Source organism: Actinosynnema pretiosum, assembly GCF_024171695.1.
GTDB classification, from domain to species: Bacteria; Actinomycetota; Actinomycetes; order Mycobacteriales; family Pseudonocardiaceae; genus Actinosynnema; species Actinosynnema pretiosum.
On sequence record NZ_JAMTCF010000007.1, the window covers coordinates 137,964 to 157,757 of the forward strand.

Genomic DNA, 19,794 nt, shown 5'->3' on the forward strand with positions numbered 1-19,794 from the left:
TTGGAAGATCGGCGGGGTTGTGCAGTATGCTTCCGGTCTTGGAACGCCCCATCACACCTCACAGGGTCTCCACAAGGCCTCGTGAGGGGGGTGCAAGGCGTCTCCCGCCAGGGGTCCGCGAGGACCCAAAGGGGTGTAGCTCAACTGGCAGAGCAGCGGTCTCCAAAACCGCAGGTTGCAGGTTCAAGTCCTGTCGCCCCTGCGTCGAAACGCGATGGTGAGCGGAGGACGGCATGAGCGAGGGCCGCGAGCAGGGCCAGCCGGAAAAGCGCGAAGACGCGTCCCGGCCGGTCACCGCCGCCGCGCGCCGCGAGCGCCGTGGCACCGCGCGTCCGGCGTCCCGAAAGGACGCCGGACGTTCCGCGGAGTCGAAGTCCGACAAGGTGGACTCCACCTCGGACTCCGCGAAGAAGGGCAAGCCGACCCGCTCTCGCGAGGGCAAGGAGAAGCGCCCGAACATCTTCGCGCGCTTCTTCCGCTACATCCGCGAGGTCGTCGGCGAGCTCCGGAAGGTGATCTGGCCGACCCGCAAGCAGATGGTCACCTACACCTCGGTCGTGCTGGTCTTCGTGGCCTTCATGACGGCGCTGGTCTTCGGTCTGGACATCGCCTTCGCCGAGGGCGTGTTCTGGCTGTTCGGCTGACGCCGGCTCGCCCGGTCCGCCCCGCAGACGTCGCGGGGCTGTGACAGGCTGGGCACGTGATGCACGAAAGGAAGCGAGACCAACAGTGACCTCCGAGAACGGCGCGAGCGCCCAGGAGCTGACCGACCTGACCGACGAGCGGGACCCCGGCACCGGGGAGGAGCGCGTCGAGGTCGAGGCGGCGGAGGACACCACCGAGGTCTCCGCCGAGGACACCGCTGACGCCGCTGTCGACGTCGTCGACCTCGACAGCACCCCGATCGACGCCGAGTCCGCCGACCCGGCCGCCGAGATGCGCGAGGCCCTGCGCCGCGCGCCCGGCGACTGGTACGTCGTGCACTCGTACGCAGGCTACGAGAACAAGGTCAAGACCAACCTCGAGACGCGCATCCAGACGCTCGACATGGAGGACTACATCTTCCAGGTCGAGGTGCCGACCGAGGAAGTCACCGAGATCAAGAACGGCCAGCGCAAGCAGGTGCAGCGCAAGGTGCTGCCCGGCTACATCCTGGTCCGCATGGAGCTGAACGACGGCTCCTGGAGCGCGGTGCGCAACACGCCCGGTGTCACCGGGTTCGTCGGCGCGACCTCCAAGCCGTCGCCGCTGACCGTCGACGAGGTGCTGAAGTTCCTGCTCCCCCAGGGCAAGCAGGAGCCCGCCGCGGGCAAGAAGGCCGCGAGCACCCCGGTCAAGTCGACCGTCGAGGTGGACTTCGAGGTGGGCGAGTCGGTCACCGTCATGGACGGTCCGTTCGCGACGCTGCCCGCCACCATCAGCGAGGTCAACGCGGACGGCCAGAAGCTCAAGGTCCTCGTGTCGATCTTCGGTCGCGAGACGCCGGTCGAGCTGTCGTTCAGCCAGGTCTCCAAGATCTGATCCGCCTCCCTCCCCCCGGTCTGAGCCGGGGGGACCACAGGGGGAGCGGGCAGCCACGCTGCGGCTGGCAGGGCCGCGCGCGGACACCGCAATAGAGGAAGCACTGAGATGCCACCCAAGAAGAAGAAGCTCGCAGCGGTCATCAAGCTGCAGATCAAGGCCGGCGCCGCGAACCCGGCCCCGCCGGTCGGCCCCGCGCTGGGCCAGCACGGCGTCAACATCATGGAGTTCTGCAAGCAGTACAACGCGGCCACCGAGTCGCAGCGCGGAACCGTGGTGCCGGTCGAGATCTCGGTCTACGAGGACCGGTCGTTCGACTTCAAGCTCAAGACCCCGCCCGCCGCGAAGCTGATCCTCAAGGCCGCGGGCGTGGAGAAGGGCTCGGGCGAGCCGCACCGCCTCAAGGTCGCCAAGGTGACCATGGAGCAGGTGCGCGAGATCGCGCAGACCAAGATGGTCGACCTGAACGCGAACGACGTCGACCAGGCCGCGAAGATCATCGCCGGCACCGCCCGCTCCATGGGCATCACGGTCGAGGGCTGACCCTCCTCCGCGCCCCGTTCGCGGGGCACCCCGACAGCGTGGGAGGGCCGAGCGCGGCCCCGACCACTACTGATCCACTCAGAAGGACAGAAGCATGAAGCGCAGCAAGGCGTACAAGAACGCCGCCGAGCTGGTGGACCGGGAGCGGCTGTACTCGCCGCTGGAGGCCGCCAAGCTCGCCAAGGAGACCTCCAAGGTGAAGCTGGACGCGACCGTCGAGGTCGCCATCCGGCTGGGCGTCGACCCGCGCAAGGCCGACCAGATGGTCCGCGGCACCGTGAACCTGCCGCACGGTACGGGCAAGACCGCCCGCGTGATCGTCTTCGCCACGGGTGACAAGGCCGCCGAGGCCGAGGCCGCCGGTGCGGACGCGGTCGGCACCGACGAGCTGATCGCCCGCATCCAGGGCGGCTGGCTGGACTTCGACGCCGCGATCGCGACGCCGGACCAGATGGCCAAGGTCGGCCGCATCGCCCGCATCCTCGGCCCGCGTGGCCTGATGCCGAACCCGAAGACCGGCACGGTGACCCCCGAGGTCAGCAAGGCCGTGACGGACATCAAGGGCGGTAAGATCAACTTCCGCGTCGACAAGCAGGCGAACCTGCACCTCGTCATCGGCAAGGTGTCGTTCGACCCGGAGAAGCTGGTCGAGAACTACGCCGCCGCGCTGGACGAGATCCTGCGTGCCAAGCCCTCCGCCGCGAAGGGCCGGTACGTCAAGAAGGTGACCGTCTCGACGACGATGGGCCCCGGCATCCCCGTGGACCCGAACCGCACGCGCAACCTGCTCTCCGACGAGGCCGCTGTCTGACGGTCCCGCACCTGAGCTGACGCAGAACCCCCGGTCACCAGACCGGGGGTTCTGCGCTTCTCCGGGACTTCGGGGGACGTGGGGGAGCGCTAGGGCTGCGCGCAGGTCTCCTGCTCGTAGGCCGAGATCATCCACTTCTCGTTGGTCTGCTTGGTGACGGTGAACTTCCCCAGCCTCGGACCGCCGGACACCACCGCCTCGCAGGAGCTGACCACCACGACGTCGGTCGTCGGCGTCTTGTACAGCTCGCTGGAGAACGAGATGCCGCTGTAGTTCGTCACGTGCGTGACCTGCGGCTTGAGCGCGGCGAACGCCTCCTCGCAGGTGCCCGCGCCGAAGGCCGAGGCGAACCCGTCCCTGGCGGCGTCCTCGCTGAACAGCACCTTGCACGCCCGGACCCGGCCGGAGCCCACGTCGCCGTACAGCTTCGCGATCGTCTTCACCGGCGTGTCCGGCGCCATCTCCACGGCCTCGCCGGTCGGACCGCCCGCGGTCTGCGCGAGGTCGCCGGGCTGCTCGCCGCCGAAGTGCTGGTCGTAGAAGTACTGGAGCACCAGCAGCAGCACGCCCAGGGTCACCAGCCGCCGGACCAGCCTGCTGGCCAGCACGTGCTGCCACCACGGCTTGCCCTTGTGCACGGCGGGCGCGGGCGGCGGGTACGGCTGCTGGTACGGCGCCGGGTAGCCGGGGGGCGGGTAGCCGGGCGCGGGGTGCCCGCCGTGCCCAGGGCCGGGGTGCACGGGGCCGGGGTGCGGACCGGGCGGCGGCTGCTGCGGCGGGACGCCGGGAGCGCCCTCGGCGAGCCGGGGGTCGGTCACCGGGCCCCGGTCGACCGCGCTGCCCTCGACGACCTGGGGCAGGTGCTCGGGGTCCGCGCCGCCGGGCGGGAGCGCGCCCTGTTGCCGCTGCGCCTCCTGGAAGCGCTCGAACTCCTGGAACCGCTGGAACTCCTGGAACCGGCGGAGCTGCTCAGGGTCGAGGTCAGGTGGGCGCTGCTCGTCCGTCACAACCATCATCATCCCGGATTTGGTCCAACGGGGAAGCGTCGGTTACGCTTGCCGTGTTCCACCCAAGACCGCTGGTCTCATCGCGCCCTCTCGGGCGTGAGGACGAAGGTCCCGCTGGTACAGCGGGCGACCCGCGCAGGAGGACGAGGAAAGACCCGGTCGCGGTTCGCCGCGATCAAGTCCGCCCCTTGTGCTGCTGCGCAGGGGCGTTTTTTTGTGCCCAGAACGCGGACCTCTCGGCTGATCGGCGTCACCAAGCCCAGAGAGGAGGCGATCATGGCGAAGCCCAGCAAGGTTTCGGCCGTCGCCGAGCTGTCGGACAAGTTCCGCGGTAGCTCGGCCGCTGTCGTCACCGAGTACCGTGGCCTCTCCATGGCGCAGCTCACCACGCTGCGTCGCGCTCTCGGCGCGGGCACCACTTACACCGTTGCGAAGAACACGCTGGTCAAGCGTGCCGCGGAGGACGCGGGCGTCGAGGGCCTCGAGGCCCTGCTCGTCGGCCCGACCGCGATCGCGTTCGTCGAGGGCGAGCCGGTCGACGCGGCGAAGGCCCTGCGCGACTTCGCGAAGGACAACAAGGCCCTGGTCATCAAGGGCGGCTACATGGATGGCCGCCCCCTCTCGGTTGACGAGGTCACCGCTATCGCGGACCTCGAGAGCCGTGAGGTGCTGCTCGCCAAGCTGGCGGGCGCGATGAAGGGCAACCTGGCCAAGGCCGCGGGTCTGTTCAACGCCCCCGCCTCCCAGGTCGCTCGCCTGGCCGCTGCTCTGGTGGAGAAGAAGCAGGCCGACGCGCCCGCCGACGCTCCCGCCGAGCCCGCCGAGAGCTGATCACACCAACCAGACTCCGCGTCCGGCCGCAGTTCGGGCGTTGAACAGAAAGGACCGCCACCATGGCGAAGCTCAGCACCGACGAGCTGCTCGACGCGTTCAAGGAGATGACCCTCCTGGAGCTGTCGGCCTTCGTGAAGCAGTTCGAGGAGACCTTCGAGGTCACCGCCGCTGCTCCGGTCGCCGTCGCCGCCGGCCCGGCCGCCGCTGCCGCCGTCGAGGTCGAGGAGAAGGACGACTTCACCGTCGTCCTCGAGTCCGCCGGTGACAAGAAGATCCAGGTCATCAAGGTCGTCCGCGAGGTCGTCTCGGGCCTGGGTCTGAAGGAGGCCAAGGAGCTGGTCGAGGCCGCTCCGAAGCCGATCCTGGAGAACGTGGCGAAGGACGTCGCCGACGCCGCCAAGGAGAAGCTCGAGGCTGCCGGCGCCAAGATCTCGCTCAAGTGATCTGACGCTCTGCGCTTCAAGGGCGGGTCCCCCATTCGGGGGACCCGCCCTTTTTTGTTGCCTTTCCGTTACTGACGTTCCCCCGACCGAGGAGTAACCCCTTAGGGAGCGCCTCGTTGCACTGTGAAGACGCTCACGTGCTGGATGTCACGGCGGCGCGGCCGACGACGGCGGCGACGGGGAGGTGGGATGGGCGTCGAGGTGGTGGTCGAGGGCCTCACGAAGTCCTTCGGCGGGCAGAACATCTGGCGGGACGTGTCGCTGACCGTGCCCGCGGGCGAGGTCAGCGTGCTGCTGGGCCCGTCCGGGACGGGCAAGTCCGTGTTCCTGAAGTCGCTGGTCGGGCTGCTCAAGCCCGAGCGCGGCAGCATCACCGTCAACGGCACTGACCTGGTCCGCTGCTCCGAGCGGGAGCTGTACGGCGTCCGCAAGCTGTTCGGCGTGCTGTTCCAGGACGGCGCGCTGTTCGGCTCGATGAACCTCTACGACAACGTGGCGTTCCCGCTGCGCGAGCACACCCGCGAGTCCGAGACCGGCATCCGGCGGATCGTGCTGGAGAAGATGGAGATGGTCGGCCTCGTCGGGGCCGAGCGGAAGCTGCCCGGCGAGATCTCCGGCGGGATGCGCAAGCGGGCCGGGCTGGCGCGGGCGCTCGTGCTCGACCCGCAGATCATCCTGTGCGACGAGCCGGACTCCGGGCTCGACCCGGTGCGCACCGCGTACCTGAGCCAGCTGCTGATCGACCTGAACGCGCAGATCGACGCGACGATCCTGATCGTCACGCACAACATCACCGTGGCCCGCACCGTCCCGGACAACCTGGGGATGCTGTTCCGCCGCGAGCTGGTCGTGTTCGGGCCCCGCGAGGTGCTGCTGACCAGCGAGGAACCGGTGGTGGCGCAGTTCCTCAACGGCCGCAGGAACGGGCCGATCGGCATGTCCGAGGAGAAGGACCAGGCCACCATCGCCGCCGAGCTGGCGCACCGCGCGGCCGGGCACGCGGACGGCCCGCCGGACGAGGACGTGCGCGGCGTCGTCCCGCAGCTCGAACCCACGCCCGGCCTGCCGCCGAGGCGGGCGGTGCGCAGGCGCAAGGACCGGGTCATGGACGTCCTGCACACCCTGCCGCCGCGCGCCAGGCAGGGCATCGTGGCCAGCCTGACCCCGCAGGAGCGGCAGCGCTACGCCGCGCTCGCGGGACCGGCGAACCCGCCGACGCGGGTGGACGAGCGGCCCGCCGGAGCGCTGGCTCCCCGCACCGGACCGGGGGACCTCGCGTGAGCACCCCGGCGTTACCCGGAGCCGGTCTGCTGCGCGAGACCGGCAGGCTGTTCGCGCTCGCGGGCCAGGTGGTCGCGGCCTCCTTCCGGCGACCGCTCCAGGTGCGCGAGTTCGTGCAGCAGTGCTGGTTCCTGGTCAGCGTCACGGTGCTGCCGACCGCGCTGGTGTCCATCCCGTTCGGCGCGGTCATCGCCCTCCAGCTCGGCTCGCTGACCAGGCAGATCGGCGCCCAGTCGTTCACCGGCGCGGCCAGCGTGCTGGCGATCGTCCAGCAGGCCAGCCCGATCGTGACCGCGCTGCTCATCGCGGGCGCGGGCGGCAGCGCCATCTGCGCCGACCTCGGCTCCCGCACGATCCGCGAGGAGATCGACGCCATGGAGGTGCTCGGCGTCTCGCCGGTGCACCGGCTGGTGGTGCCCAGGGTGCTGGCCGCGATGGTGGTCGCGGTGCTGCTCAACGGCATGGTCAGCGTCGTCGGCGTCATGGGCGGCTACTTCTTCAACGTCGTCCTCCAGGACGGCACGCCCGGCGCGTACCTGGCCAGCTTCTCGGCGCTCGCGCAGCTGTCGGACCTGTGGATCGGCGAGCTCAAGGCGCTGGTGTTCGGGTTCATCGCGGGCATCGTCGCCGCCTACCGGGGGCTCAACCCGGCGGGCGGCCCCAAGGGCGTCGGCGACGCCGTCAACCAGGCCGTGGTCGTCACGTTCCTGCTGCTGTTCTTCGCCAACTTCGTCCTCACCACGATCTACCTCCAGGTCGTGCCCGCGAAGGGGAGCTGACGTGGCCACGACCGGTGAGCGGGCGCGGCGCGTCGCGGGCGCGCCGCTGCGGGGGCTGGACTCCCTCGGCGACCAGCTGTGGTTCTACCTGCGCGCGCTCGCCTGGACGCCCCGCGCGATCACCCGCTACCACCGCGAGGTGCTGCGGCTGCTCGCCGAGGTGAGCTTCGGCAGCGGCGCGCTGGCCGTCATCGGCGGCACGATCGGCGTGATGGTGGGCCTGTCGGTGTTCACCGGCACGGTCGTGGGCCTGCAGGGGTTCACCGCGCTCGACCAGATCGGCACCTCGGCGTTCGCCGGGTTCGTCTCGGCCTACTTCAACACCCGCGAGATCGCGCCGCTGGTGGCGGGCCTGGCGCTGTCGGCGACGGTCGGGTCCGGGTTCACCGCGCAGCTCGGCGCGATGCGGATCTCCGAGGAGATCGACGCGCTGGAGGTCATGGGCGTGCCGAGCCTGCCGTACCTGGTGACCACCCGGATCGTGGCCGGGTTCACGGCGATCGTGCCGCTGTACGTGATCGGCCTGCTCACCTCGTACCTGGCCGCGCGGACCGTCACCGTGCACTTCTACGGGCAGTCGGCGGGCACCTACGACCACTACTTCACGCTCTTCCTGCCACCCGAGGACGTGCTGTGGTCGTTCGGCAAGGTCCTGGTGTTCGCGGTGGTCATCATCCTGACGCACTGCTACTACGGGTACCGGGCGTCCGGCGGCCCTGCGGGCGTGGGCGTCGCGGTCGGGCGGGCGGTGCGCACCGCGATCGTCACCACGAGCCTGCTGGACTTCTTCCTCAGCCTGGCGATCTGGGGCACCACCACGACGGTGCGGATCGCCGGATGAGCCGCGCGCGCCGCCAGGAGGTGGCCGCGCTGGAGGGGATCGGGCGGCTCGCGGTGGGCTGCCCGCCCGCGCGGCCGGGGCGGGAGCCCGCGACGGGGGAGGACGGGGCGCGGGTGCTGATCGGGGTGGGCGAGTTGTCCGGGCTGCCGGGCTGAGGGAGGGGACGTGGCGGGAGCACGCGAGTCGGACCTGCGGGAGGGGGAGGTGCGCGCGGCGGACGAGGTGGACGCGTCGGTCGTCGGCGCGGACCGGGAGGCGGGCGAGGCGCGGGCCGGGGGTGCGCCGGTCGCGGGTTCGCGCGCGTGGGCGCTCCCGGTCGCGGTGGTGCTCGTGGTGCTGTCCGCCGGGTACGCGCTGTGGGCCGGGCTGGGCTGGTGGAGCACGTCCACCGGTGACTCGGTGGCCTACGCGCGGGAACGGGACGAGGTGCTCAGGGTCGGCCAGATCGGGGTCGTCAACTTCACCACCCTCGACTTCCGGGAGGTCGACGAGGACCTGGACCGGTGGCTGGACAGCTCGACCGGCGACCTGCGCCGCGAGGTCGAGGAGGGGCGGGAGACCCGGCGCGAGCAGATCGAGCAGGCGAGGACGGTCACCACCAGCCGGGTGCTGGACGCCGCCGTGACCGAGCTGGACGCCCGAGCGGGCACCGCAGCGCTGATCGCCGTCGTGGAGACCACCGTCGCCCCGGAGGGCGGCCAACCGGTGAAGAAGACCAACCGCTACCGGACCGCGCTGATTAGGACCGACGCCGGCTGGAAGCTGGCCGCGCTGGGTCCGGTCGCGGCCGGCGGCGCGTGAGAGGAGCACCTCGGATGCCACCCCGGCGCCGCCGCCCCACCCCCATCCCGCCCAGGACCAGGCCGAGGGTCGCCGGCCTGCGCAAACCCGGCCCACCCGCGCCTCCGGAACCACCACCCACCCCGAGCACCGGTAACCCGAGCACCGGCATCCCGAACGCAGGCACCTCGAACGCCGGTGCCCCGAGCGCGCGGCAGGACGACACCTCGGTCGCGCCGCACGGGGAGACCCCGGTCGCGCCGAGGGGGGAGGAATCGGCCTCCGCACCACGTGGGGGCGCGGTCGCGCCAGGCGGGGAGGGGCTGCCCGCATCGCAGGGCGGCGGCGCGGTCGCGCCAGGCGGGGAGGAGTTACCCGCGTCGCAGAGCGGCAGCACGGTCGCGCCGCACGGGGAGACCCCGGACGCACGACGGGCGGGGACCGGGTCCGCGCCGCGCGCCGGAAGCGCGACCCCGCTCGCCGGTGATCCGCCCGCGCCGACTACGCGCGCCGGGGGAGCGGCCACGTCGACGCCCGCCCCGGAGCCCGGCTCGGAGGCCGGAGCACCCGGAGCGCCCGCATCAGCGGTCGAGTCCGCGTCCCCGCCCCCCGAATCGGCCCCTCAACGCGCCGTGGAGCCACCGGTGGCCGCTTCCCGGAACGATCACTCACCTGAGTTGATCAAGAACGTCACAAAGCCGCTCAGGCCCGGTTCCGCCACCCCGGCCGCGACTGAGGGTGATCCGCCGGTCGCGGGTGGTGGCGAACCGCCGCGCCCACGCGCCAAGCGCAAGCGCGGGCACCGCGTCCTGCCGTTCGGGAGCGTGTCCGCCCCGTCGTCCCGCGAGCGCGCCACCAACGTCGGGACTCCCGCTGAAGGCGCCACGGCCGCCGGGACTCCTGCCGAGGGCGTCACCGACGCCGGGACTCCTGCCGAGGGCGTCACCGACGCCGGGACTCCTGCCGAGGGCGTCACCGATGTCGGGACTCCCGCCGAAGACGTCACCGACGCCGGTGCTCCCGCCGGAGGCGCCGCCACCCCGGAGCCCCCCACCCCGCCCCGCCGCTCCTGGCGGCTCCCCGCCGCCCTGGTCCTGCTCTCCGCCCTCCTCGCCGCCCTCGGCGCCTGGTTCCAGACCTCGGCCCCCCGCGCCACCCACGACCGCGCCCTCGTGGACGCCGCCGCGACCGCCGAGGTCGACGGGCAGGTGCGGTCCGCGATCGAGCGGGCCTTCTCCTACGACTTCGCCGACGCGGGCGCCGCCGAGCGCGCTGCGGGCGAGGTGCTGGTCGGGCGCGCGAAGTGCCAGCACGAGGTGATCTCCGGCCCGGTCCGCGAACTCGCCCCCGAGCAGAAGCTGGTGGTCACCGTGAAGGCCGTGACCAGCGGCGTCACCTCGCTCGACGGCGACCGCGCCACCGTCCTGCTCTTCCTCGACCAGGTCACCACCCGCACCACCGACAACCGCAGCGGCGGCGGCGTCGCGATGATGCGGGTCGGGGCGCGCAAGGAGGGGGACCGCTGGCTGGTCGACGGCCTGGACCTGTTCGGGCAGGACGTGGCGCAGTCGGCGGAGTTGGCCAAGTGTGCGAACGCAGGGTGAACAAGGCTGAAAACCAGTGATTTGGGTCACACGATCGCGGCTGCCGCTCCACGGTCCCGACCGGCGGTTTTCCCCCGCCCGTACCGCCCGCGTCCGCTTCGGACGACCGCCTCCGCATCGTTCCCGCAGGTCACGGCCGTCACGTCCGGTAAACGCGCGGTGCGCCACGAGGGTGATCGTCGCGTGGCATCTTGACTGCGAGCGTCGTCCGGGTCACTCTGTCGGTGAGCACGAGAAAGGTCCTTCCAGGTGCCTCTCGACAGCCTGCGCGCGCGCAGCTAGACTGCCCCTTTGCGCTGCCCTCTTTCCGTTTGCCCTTCGCCGAGAGCTGGATTGCCGGGCATCGCCGCACCCTTGACAGCCGTGCTAGTTCCGCTGACTAGCCAGCTAACTGTCCCTGGAAGGACGCATCTTGGCGATCTCTCGCGCGACCAAGGCCACTGCTGCGACCAACTCCACGTCGGGGATTCCCGGAGCGCCGAAGCGGGTTTCGTTTGCGAAGATCCACGAGCCGCTCCAGACGCCCAACCTGCTCGACCTCCAGATCCAGTCGTTCGAGTGGCTCACCGGCGACGAGGCGTGGTTCCAGCGCCGGGTCGACGCAGGTGACGAGGCGCCGACGGGCGGTCTCGAAGAGGTCCTGAACGAGATCTCCCCCATCGAGGACTTCTCCGGCTCGATGTCCCTGTCCTTCTCCGATCCGCGCTTCGACGAGGTCAAGGCCTCGACCGAGGAGTGCAAGGACAAGGACATGACGTACGCGGCCCCGCTGTTCGTCACCGCGGAGTTCACCAACCACACCACTGGCGAGATCAAGAGCCAGACGGTGTTCATGGGTGACTTCCCGATGATGACCGACAAGGGCACGTTCATCATCAACGGCACCGAGCGGGTCGTCGTGTCCCAGCTCGTCCGCTCCCCCGGCGTCTACTACGACACCGCGATCGACAAGACGACCGACAAGGACGTCTTCTCGGTCAAGATCATTCCTTCCAGGGGCGCGTGGCTGGAGTTCGACGTCGACAAGCGCGACACCGTGGGTGTCCGCATCGACCGCAAGCGCCGCCAGCCGGTCACCGTGCTGCTCAAGGCGCTCGGCTGGAGCACCGAGCAGATCCGCGAGCGCTTCTCCTTCAGCGAGACGCTGCTGACGACGCTGGAGAAGGACCACACGGCGGGCACCGACGAGGCCCTGCTCGACATCTACCGCAAGCTGCGCCCCGGCGAGCCCCCGACGAAGGAGTCCGCCCAGGCCCTGCTGGAGACGCTCTTCTTCAAGGAGAAGCGCTACGACCTCGCCAAGGTCGGCCGGTACAAGGTCAACAAGAAGCTGGGCCTGGACACCCCGATCAGCACCGGCGTGCTGACCGAGGACGACATCGTCACGACGATCGAGTACCTGGTCCGCCTGCACGCCGGTGAGACCAGCATGCAGCCGGGCGAGACCGAGGTGCCGGTCGAGGTCGACGACATCGACCACTTCGGCAACCGCCGCCTGCGCACCGTCGGCGAGCTGATCCAGAACCAGATCCGGGTCGGCCTCTCCCGCATGGAGCGCGTCGTGCGCGAGCGCATGACGACCCAGGACGTCGAGGCGATCACGCCGCAGACCCTGATCAACATCCGCCCCGTCGTGGCGGCGATCAAGGAGTTCTTCGGCACGTCCCAGCTCTCGCAGTTCATGGACCAGACCAACCCGCTGGCCGGTCTGACCCACAAGCGCCGCCTCTCGGCGCTGGGCCCCGGTGGTCTGTCGCGTGAGCGCGCGGGCATGGAGGTCCGCGACGTCCACCCGTCGCACTACGGCCGCATGTGCCCCATCGAGACCCCTGAAGGCCCGAACATCGGCCTGATCGGCTCGCTGTCCTCCTACGGGCGGGTCAACCCGTTCGGCTTCATCGAGACGCCGTACCGCAAGGTCGTCGACGGTCAGGTCACCGACCAGATCGACTACCTGACCGCGGACGAGGAGGACCGGTACGTCAAGGCCCAGGCGAACGCCAAGGTCGACGGGGAGGGCAACTTCCTCGAGGCCAAGGTCCTGGTCCGCAAGAAGGGCGGCGAGGTCGAGATGATCGACCCGCGCGACGTCGACTACATGGACGTCTCGCCCCGCCAGATGGTCTCCGCCGCGACGGCGATGATCCCCTTCCTCGAGCACGACGACGCGAACCGCGCCCTCATGGGCGCGAACATGCAGCGCCAGGCGGTGCCGCTGCTGCGCAGCGAGTCCCCGCTGGTCGGCACCGGCATGGAGCTGCGCGCCGCGGTCGACGCGGGCGACGTCGTGGTGGCCAAGAAGACCGGCGTGGTGGAGGAGATCTCCGCCGACTACGTCACGGTCATGGCCGACGACGGCTCCCGCCAGACCTACGGGATGCACAAGTTCCGCCGGTCGAACCAGGGCACCTGCATCAACCAGAAGCCCATCGTGCACGAGGGCGACCGGGTGCAGGAGGGCCAGGTCCTCGCGGACGGCCCGTGCACCGAGAACGGCGAGATGGCCCTGGGCAAGAACCTGCTCGTGGCGATCATGCCGTGGGAGGGCCACAACTACGAGGACGCGATCATCCTGTCGCAGCGCCTCGTGCAGGACGACGTCCTGACCTCGATCCACATCGAGGAGCACGAGATCGACGCCCGCGACACCAAGCTGGGCGCCGAGGAGATCACGCGGGACATCCCGAACGTCTCCGAGGAGGTCCTGGCCGACCTGGACGAGCGCGGCATCATCCGCATCGGCGCCGAGGTCCAGCCGGGCGACATCCTCGTCGGCAAGGTCACGCCCAAGGGCGAGACCGAGCTGACCCCCGAGGAGCGGCTGCTCCGCGCGATCTTCGGCGAGAAGGCGCGCGAGGTCCGCGACACCTCGCTCAAGGTGCCCCACGGCGAGTACGGCAAGGTCATCGGCATCCGCGTGTTCAGCCGCGAGGACGACGACGAGCTGCCCCCCGGCGTGAACGAGCTGGTCCGCGTGTACGTGGCCCAGAAGCGCAAGATCCAGGACGGCGACAAGCTCGCCGGTCGCCACGGCAACAAGGGCGTCATCGGCAAGATCCTCCCCGTCGAGGACATGCCCTTCCTGGAGGACGGCACCCCGGTCGACATCGTGCTGAACACGCACGGCGTCCCCCGTCGTATGAACATCGGCCAGGTCCTGGAGACCCACCTCGGGTGGATCGCCAAGCAGGGCTGGAGCATCAACGGCGACCCGGACTGGGCGAAGAACCTGCCCGCCGACCTCTACGAGGTCGACCCCGGCACGAAGACCGCCACGCCCGTCTTCGACGGCGCGCGCGAGGAGGAGATCACGGGCCTGCTGGGCTCGACGGTCCCGAACCGCGACGGCGAGCGCATGGTCAAGGAGAACGGCAAGGCGCAGCTCTTCGACGGGCGCAGCGGCGAGCCGTACCCCTTCCCCGTGTCGGTCGGCTACATGTACATCCTGAAGCTGCTGCACCTGGTGGACGACAAGATCCACGCGCGCTCCACCGGCCCGTACTCGATGATCACGCAGCAGCCGCTGGGTGGTAAGGCGCAGTTCGGTGGTCAGCGCTTCGGTGAGATGGAGTGCTGGGCGATGCAGGCGTACGGCGCCGCCTACACCCTGCAGGAGCTGCTCACCATCAAGTCCGACGACGTGCTCGGCCGCGTGAAGGTCTACGAGGCCATCGTCAAGGGCGAGAACATCCCGGAGCCGGGCATCCCGGAGTCCTTCAAGGTGCTGCTCAAGGAGCTCCAGTCGCTGTGCCTCAACGTCGAGGTGCTGTCCTCGGACGGCGCCGCGATCGAGATGCGCGACGGCGACGACGAAGACCTGGAGCGCGCGGCCGCGAACCTCGGCATCAACCTGTCGCGGTCCGAGTCGCCGTCCGTGGACGACGTCGTCAACTGACCCGCCGGAACCGAGGAGGGCGCCCCTACCGGCGCCCCCTCGGCTCCCCCCAGCTCCTGAGCCAGCCCTCCAGCCCTGCTTTCGGGGCAACCGATCCAAAAGGGGAAGAGAGTAGACGTGCTCGACGTCAACTTCTTCGATGAGCTCCGCATCGGTCTCGCCACCGCGGACGACATCCGCCAGTGGTCCTTCGGCGAGGTCAAGAAGCCCGAGACCATCAACTACCGCACGCTCAAGCCGGAGAAGGACGGCTTGTTCTGCGAGAAGATCTTCGGTCCCACCAGGGACTGGGAGTGCTACTGCGGCAAGTACAAGCGCGTGCGCTTCAAGGGCATCATCTGCGAGCGCTGCGGCGTCGAGGTGACCCGCGCCAAGGTGCGCCGCGAGCGCATGGGCCACATCGAACTGGCCGCGCCGGTCACCCACATCTGGTACTTCAAGGGCGTCCCCAGCCGGTTGGGCTACCTGCTCGACCTGGCCCCCAAGGACCTCGAGAAGATCATCTACTTCGCGGCCTACGTCATCGTGGGCGTCAACGCGGAGCTGCGCCACACCGACCAGCCCACGCTCGACAGCGAGATGCAGGTCGAGCGCAAGCGCGTCGAGAACCGCCGCGACGCGGACGTCGAGGCCCGCGCGCAGAAGCTGGAAGCCGACCTGGCCGAGCTGGAGGCCGAGGGCGCCAAGTCCGACGTCCGCCGCAAGGTCAAGGAGGGCGGCGAGCGCGAGATGCGCCAGCTCCGCGACCGCGCCCAGCGCGAGCTGGACCGGCTCGACGAGATCTGGAGCACGTTCGTCAAGCTGGAGCGCGCCCAGCTCATCGCGGACGAGCAGCTCTACCGCGAGCTGTACGACCGGTACGGCGACTACTTCACCGGCGCCATGGGCGCCGAGGCCATCCAGAAGCTGCTCGGCGACTACGACGTGGACGCCGAGGCCGAGGTGCTGCGCGAGACCATCCGCAGCGGCAAGGGCCAGAAGAAGCTCCGCGCCCTCAAGCGCCTCAAGGTCGTCGCCGCGTTCCAGGCGACCCGCAACAACCCGCAGGGCATGGTCCTGGACTGCGTCCCGGTCATCCCGCCGGACCTGCGCCCGATGGTGCAGCTCGACGGTGGCCGCTTCGCGACCTCCGACCTGAACGACCTGTACCGCCGCGTCATCAACCGCAACAACCGCCTCAAGCGACTGATCGACCTCGGCGCGCCCGAGATCATCGTCAACAACGAGAAGCGGATGCTGCAGGAGGCCGTCGACGCGCTGTTCGACAACGGCCGTCGCGGCCGTCCGGTGACCGGTCCGGGCAACCGCCCGCTCAAGTCGCTGTCCGACCTGCTCAAGGGCAAGCAGGGCCGGTTCCGCCAGAACCTGCTCGGCAAGCGCGTCGACTACTCCGGCCGCTCGGTCATCGTGGTCGGCCCGCAGCTCAAGCTGCACCAGTGCGGTCTGCCCAAGCAGATGGCGCTGGAGCTGTTCAAGCCGTTCGTGATGAAGCGCCTGGTGGACCTGAACCACGCGCAGAACATCAAGTCGGCCAAGCGCATGGTCGAGCGCGCGCGCCCCGCCGTGTGGGACGTCCTCGAAGAGGTCATCACCGAGCACCCCGTGCTGCTCAACCGCGCGCCCACGCTGCACCGCCTCGGCATCCAGGCCTTCGAGCCGCAGCTGGTCGAGGGCAAGGCCATCCAGCTCCACCCGCTCGTCTGCGAGGCGTTCAACGCCGACTTCGACGGTGACCAGATGGCCGTGCACCTGCCGCTGTCCGCCGAGGCCCAGGCCGAGGCGCGCGTGCTGATGCTGTCGTCGAACAACATCCTCTCGCCCGCGTCCGGCAAGCCGCTGGCCATGCCGCGACTGGACATGGTGACGGGTCTGTACCACCTGACCTGGCACAAGGAGGACGACCTCGGCGAGGGCCAGGCGTACTCCTCGCCCGCCGAGGCGCAGATGGCGTTCGACCGCAAGGCGCTGGGCCTGCAGGCGATGTGCAAGATCCGCATCACCGACAAGAACCCGCCGCGCGGCCAGGAGCCCGAGGGCTGGGAGCCCGGTCAGCCGTGGCTGGCCGAGACCACCCTCGGCCGGGTGCTGTTCAACGAGGTCCTGCCGCAGGACTACCCGTTCCTGAACGAGGTCATGCCCAAGAAGCGGCAGGCCACGGTCATCAACGACCTCGCCGAGCGGTACCCGATGGTCACCGTCGCCCGGACGCTGGACAAGCTGAAGGACGCCGGCTTCCACTGGGCCACCCGCTCCGGCGTGACCGTCGCGATCTCCGACGTGCTCGTCCCCGAGGCCAAGCAGGGCATCCTCGACGAGTACGAGAAGCTCGCGGACGCGGTGGAGAAGCGCTACCAGCGCGGTCAGCTGTCCTACACCGAGCGCAACAACGAGCTCGTCAAGGTGTGGACCAAGGCGACCGAGGACGTCGCCCAGGTCATGGAGGACAACTTCCCCGAGGACAACTCGATCCGCAAGATCGTGAAGTCCGGCGCGGCGGGCAACATGACCCAGGTCCGCTCCCTCGCGGGTATGCGCGGCCTGGTCACGAACCCGAAGGGCGAGTACATCCCGCGCCCGATCAAGAACTCGTTCCGCGAGGGCTTGTCGGTCCTGGAGTACTTCATCGCCACGCACGGCGCCCGCAAGGGTCTGGCCGACACCGCGCTCCGCACGGCGGACTCGGGCTACCTGACCCGTCGTCTCGTGGACGTCTCGCAGGACGTCATCATCCGCGAGATCGACTGCGGCACCACCCGCGGCGTCGGCATGACCGTGGGCGAGGTCCTGAGCGACCGCGTCGGCCTGCACGAGTTCGCGCAGACCAGCGTGTACGCCCGGACCCTGGCCGAGGACATCACCGACAAGGACGGCAACCTCGTCCTCAACCGCGGTGACGACCTGGGCGACCCGGCGCTCCAGACCCTGGTGACCAACAACGTCGTCCGGGTGAAGGTCCGCTCCGTGCTGACCTGCGAGTCCGCGGTCGGCGTGTGCGCGTCCTGCTACGGCCGCTCGATGGCCACCGGCCAGCTGGTCGACGTCGGCGAGGCCGTCGGCATCGTCGCCGCCCAGTCGATCGGTGAGCCCGGCACCCAGCTGACGATGCGCACCTTCCACCAGGGTGGTGTGGCCGGTGACGACATCACCACCGGTCTGCCGCGTGTCCAGGAGCTGTTCGAGGCCCGCGTCCCGAAGGGCAAGGCGCCCATCGCCGACGTCGACGGCCGCGTGCGGATCGAGGACGGCGACCGCTTCTGGAAGATCACCCTCATCCCGGACGACGGGTCCGAGGAGATCCTCTTCGAGAAGCTCTCGAAGCGTCAGCGCCTGGCCAACACGGCCACCGGCCCGCTGCAGGACGGCGACCACGTGAGCGTCGGCCAGCAGCTGCTGGAGGGCACGCCCGACCCGCACGAGGTCCTGCGGGTCATGGGTCCGCGCGAGGCCCAGCTGCACCTGGTGCAGGAAGTCCAGAAGGTCTACCGCGCCCAGGGCGTGGCGATCCACGACAAGCACATCGAGGTCATCGTCCGGCAGATGCTGCGCCGGGTCACGATCATCGACTCGGGTGCGACGGAGTTCCTGCCGGGCTCGCTGGTCGAGCGCGCGGACTTCGAGTCGGGCAACCGCCAGGTCGTGGCCGAGGGCGGCGAGCCCGCCGCCGGTCGCCCGGTCCTGATGGGCATCACGAAGGCGTCGCTGGCCACGGACTCGTGGCTGTCGGCGGCCTCCTTCCAGGAGACGACGCGCGTCCTGACCGACGCCGCCATCAACGGGCGGTCGGACAAGCTGATCGGCCTGAAGGAGAACGTGATCATCGGCAAGCTGATCCCGGCCGGTACCGGCATCAACCGGTACCGGAACATCCAGGTGCAGCCGACCGAGGAGGCGCGCGCCGCCGCGTACGCCATCCCGAGCTACGACGACGGCTACTACACGCCGGACGTGTTCGGGACCGGCACGGGCGCCGCGGTTCCGCTGGACGACTACGACTTCGGCCGCGACTACCGCTGACCGGAGCTCTGGTTGTGGGAAGGCCCCCGGCGTCTCGCCGGGGGCCTTCTCCCGTTTCCCGGCGCCTGCGGTGCTGCTCGCGGGGGCTCACGACCGGGTGAAAAGCAGATCGGCGGCGCCCGGTTCGGGCGCCGCCGATCTCGTTCAGCGAAGGTCCGGGCGATCGGTCGGTCCGGTGACGGACAACCCCCTCGGTCCCCCTGCGTGGTTCACCCCCGCGTGGTCACCACCCCCGAGTGGTCACGAGGAGTAGAACAGGCCGGACAGGCCGCGGTGCTTGCGGTGGCCGTAGTGGCCGCCGTAGTGCGGCTGACCCCAGACGGGCGGCGGCTGCTGCACGTAGTGGACCTGCGCGGGTGCGGGAGCGGCGGCGGGAGGGGGCGGCGGCGGGGTCGCCATCTGCTTCTCCAGCCGGGTGATCGCCTCCAGCTCGCCGTAGTCGAGGAAGACGCCCCGGCAGCCGTCGCACTGCTCGATGTGCACGCCCATGCGGTCATAGGTGCGCATCTGCGCATGGCACTTGGGACACTGCATCACTGGTACCTCCTGGTCTTCGCCCGGTGACCGCGATATTAGCCGCGGCGCGGTCCCCGGTGGGTCGAGACGATCCGGTCGCAGGCCGCGACCAGGGCTTCCTGCGCGGGTTCCAGGGGCGCGCCGTCGCGGACCGACGCGGTCAGCGCCCGAGCCGCCATCTGCACCACGAGCGCCCGCGCGGGCGCCTCCAGCGCGGCCCACGGGTCGGCGGGGTCGACGGCCGGTCCGCCCGCGTCCAGGTAGGCGGTCAGCAGCCGGTCCCACTCGCGCCCGTCCAGCACCCCGACGAGCAGCAGCGCGGCGGGCCGGGCGAGGTCCCAGGCGGGGTGGCCCCACCCGAGGTCGTCGAGGTCGATGAGCCGCCAGCCCCCGTCGTGGCGCAGCAGCTGGCCGAGGTGCCAGTCGCCGTGGACGAGCGCCGCGCCGCGCGGCGGGTCGGGCAGCGTGCCGAACGCGCCCAGCACCACGTCCGCGCCGGGAACCCCGGCGGGCACCTCCCGCACGGCCCGCGCCATCCGGCTCCAGGCGCTCGCCTCGGGCGTGCCCGGCGGCACGGGCGCCAGGTGCAGCGCCGCCAGCAACCGCCCGGCGTCCGCCAGCGGGAACGCCTCGGGCTCGGACTGCGGCACGGCCTCCCCGAAGGGCCACCGCGTCACCACCCGCCCCAGCACCTCGACCGGGGGCCCGAGCGGCGCGAGCAGCACCCCGCCGAGCCCGCGCGCGACGTCCAGCCGAGCCCCGAGCGCGCCGCCGTCCGTGCCGGGCTCGTGCGCCTTCAGCACGACGTCCCCGGCCCGCACGACCACGACGTCCCCGCGCACCGCGACGACCTCGACGGCGCCGGAGCCGCCCTCGGCCCCGGCGAGCGCGCCCATCGCGGTGATCAACTCGTCCACGGCGTCAG

General features: G+C 70.5%; 17 protein-coding genes and 1 tRNA gene. 15 read left to right on the forward strand and 3 right to left on the reverse strand.

Annotated elements, in window-relative coordinates; translation table 11 throughout:
* Positions 1 to 129: 129 nt before the first annotated feature.
* From LV78_RS16105 to rplA, 5 genes are all read left to right on the forward strand, one after another.
* A tRNA-Trp gene (locus LV78_RS16105) sits at positions 130 to 202 on the forward strand.
* 31 nt (positions 203 to 233) lie between these two features.
* Positions 234 to 644 carry a preprotein translocase subunit SecE gene (secE, locus tag LV78_RS16110; protein WP_253846079.1) on the forward strand — a complete coding sequence of 137 codons (411 nt, stop codon included), beginning with the start codon at positions 234 to 236 and terminating at the stop codon, positions 642 to 644.
* Positions 645 to 729: 85 nt separating this feature from the next.
* On the forward strand, positions 730 to 1,521 hold the full coding sequence (gene nusG / locus LV78_RS16115; RefSeq protein WP_253846080.1) for a transcription termination/antitermination protein NusG: 792 nt from the start codon (positions 730 to 732) through the stop codon (positions 1,519 to 1,521).
* A gap of 108 nt (positions 1,522 to 1,629) precedes the next feature.
* Positions 1,630 to 2,064: a 50S ribosomal protein L11 gene (rplK, locus tag LV78_RS16120; protein ID WP_015805315.1), complete on the forward strand. Its 435-nt coding sequence runs from the start codon at positions 1,630 to 1,632 to the stop codon at positions 2,062 to 2,064.
* Positions 2,065 to 2,158: 94 nt separating this feature from the next.
* Positions 2,159 to 2,875, forward strand: a complete 717-nt coding sequence (gene rplA / locus LV78_RS16125) for a 50S ribosomal protein L1 (protein WP_015805314.1) — start codon at positions 2,159 to 2,161, stop codon at positions 2,873 to 2,875.
* A gap of 89 nt (positions 2,876 to 2,964) precedes the next feature.
* Here rplA and LV78_RS16130 read toward each other — a convergent pair whose 3' ends face one another.
* Positions 2,965 to 3,882: a hypothetical protein gene (locus LV78_RS16130; RefSeq protein ID WP_253846081.1), complete on the reverse strand. Its 918-nt coding sequence runs from the start codon at positions 3,880 to 3,882 to the stop codon at positions 2,965 to 2,967.
* A gap of 276 nt (positions 3,883 to 4,158) precedes the next feature.
* On the opposite strand from LV78_RS16130, the gene rplJ reads away from it, so the two are divergent.
* The 10 genes from rplJ to LV78_RS16180 all read left to right on the forward strand — a co-directional run bounded on the left by rplJ (position 4,159) and on the right by LV78_RS16180 (position 18,353).
* A complete protein-coding gene (gene rplJ / locus LV78_RS16135; protein WP_015805312.1) occupies positions 4,159 to 4,713 on the forward strand; it encodes a 50S ribosomal protein L10 in 555 nt (184 codons plus the stop codon).
* A 62-nt stretch (positions 4,714 to 4,775) separates the two neighbouring features.
* Positions 4,776 to 5,159, forward strand: a complete 384-nt coding sequence (rplL, locus tag LV78_RS16140) for a 50S ribosomal protein L7/L12 (RefSeq protein WP_253846082.1) — start codon at positions 4,776 to 4,778, stop codon at positions 5,157 to 5,159.
* A gap of 189 nt (positions 5,160 to 5,348) precedes the next feature.
* On the forward strand, positions 5,349 to 6,440 hold the full coding sequence (locus LV78_RS16145; RefSeq protein WP_253846083.1) for an ABC transporter ATP-binding protein: 1,092 nt from the start codon (positions 5,349 to 5,351) through the stop codon (positions 6,438 to 6,440).
* Entirely contained in the window at positions 6,437 to 7,219 is a 783-nt protein-coding gene (locus LV78_RS16150; RefSeq protein ID WP_253846084.1) for an MlaE family ABC transporter permease, read from the forward strand. Before LV78_RS16145 ends, LV78_RS16150 begins: the two co-directional genes overlap by 4 nt.
* Before the next feature lies 1 nt (position 7,220).
* Positions 7,221 to 8,060: an MlaE family ABC transporter permease gene (locus LV78_RS16155; protein WP_253846085.1), complete on the forward strand. Its 840-nt coding sequence runs from the start codon at positions 7,221 to 7,223 to the stop codon at positions 8,058 to 8,060.
* On the forward strand, positions 8,057 to 8,215 hold the full coding sequence (locus LV78_RS16160; protein WP_253846086.1) for a hypothetical protein: 159 nt from the start codon (positions 8,057 to 8,059) through the stop codon (positions 8,213 to 8,215). The genes LV78_RS16155 and LV78_RS16160 overlap by 4 nt, the downstream gene beginning before the upstream one ends.
* Positions 8,216 to 8,225: 10 nt before the next feature.
* The gene (locus tag LV78_RS16165) at positions 8,226 to 8,861 is read left to right on the forward strand and encodes an Rv1363c family protein (RefSeq protein ID WP_253846087.1); all 636 of its coding nucleotides are present in this window, start codon (positions 8,226 to 8,228) and stop codon (positions 8,859 to 8,861) included.
* A gap of 803 nt (positions 8,862 to 9,664) precedes the next feature.
* Complete coding sequence (locus LV78_RS16170; protein ID WP_253846088.1) at positions 9,665 to 10,444, forward strand: hypothetical protein; 780 nt, start codon at positions 9,665 to 9,667, stop codon at positions 10,442 to 10,444.
* 412 nt (positions 10,445 to 10,856) lie between these two features.
* Entirely contained in the window at positions 10,857 to 14,339 is a 3,483-nt protein-coding gene (gene rpoB / locus LV78_RS16175) for a DNA-directed RNA polymerase subunit beta (RefSeq protein ID WP_253846089.1), read from the forward strand.
* Between the two features lie 117 nt (positions 14,340 to 14,456).
* Positions 14,457 to 18,353 (forward strand): DNA-directed RNA polymerase subunit beta', encoded by a 3,897-nt coding sequence (locus LV78_RS16180; RefSeq protein ID WP_015805301.1) that lies wholly within the window; start codon positions 14,457 to 14,459, stop codon positions 18,351 to 18,353.
* Between the two features lie 240 nt (positions 18,354 to 18,593).
* Here LV78_RS16180 and LV78_RS16185 read toward each other — a convergent pair whose 3' ends face one another.
* Together LV78_RS16185 and LV78_RS16190 are read right to left on the reverse strand one after the other, a co-directional pair.
* The gene (locus LV78_RS16185; protein ID WP_015805300.1) at positions 18,594 to 18,887 is read right to left on the reverse strand and encodes a TFIIB-type zinc ribbon-containing protein; all 294 of its coding nucleotides are present in this window, start codon (positions 18,885 to 18,887) and stop codon (positions 18,594 to 18,596) included.
* Positions 18,888 to 18,925: 38 nt separating this feature from the next.
* A complete protein-coding gene (locus tag LV78_RS16190; protein ID WP_253846090.1) occupies positions 18,926 to 19,786 on the reverse strand; it encodes a phosphotransferase family protein in 861 nt (286 codons plus the stop codon).
* Between the last annotated feature and the right edge of the window lie 8 nt (positions 19,787 to 19,794).

Bases quoted from the DNA above. Each gene is read 5' to 3' on its own strand.
- secE (WP_253846079.1), top strand. From the start codon at position 234: ATGAGCGAGGGCCGCGAGCAGGGCCAGCCGGAAAAGCGCGAAGACGCG.
- rplK (WP_015805315.1), top strand. From the start codon at position 1,630: ATGCCACCCAAGAAGAAGAAGCTCGCAGCGGTCATCAAGCTGCAGATC.
- rplA (WP_015805314.1), top strand. From the start codon at position 2,159: ATGAAGCGCAGCAAGGCGTACAAGAACGCCGCCGAGCTGGTGGACCGG.
- rplJ (WP_015805312.1), top strand. From the start codon at position 4,159: ATGGCGAAGCCCAGCAAGGTTTCGGCCGTCGCCGAGCTGTCGGACAAG.
- rplL (WP_253846082.1), top strand. From the start codon at position 4,776: ATGGCGAAGCTCAGCACCGACGAGCTGCTCGACGCGTTCAAGGAGATG.
- LV78_RS16145 (WP_253846083.1), top strand. From the start codon at position 5,349: ATGGGCGTCGAGGTGGTGGTCGAGGGCCTCACGAAGTCCTTCGGCGGG.
- LV78_RS16160 (WP_253846086.1), top strand. From the start codon at position 8,057: ATGAGCCGCGCGCGCCGCCAGGAGGTGGCCGCGCTGGAGGGGATCGGG.
- LV78_RS16185 (WP_015805300.1), bottom strand. From the start codon at position 18,887: ATGCAGTGTCCCAAGTGCCATGCGCAGATGCGCACCTATGACCGCATG.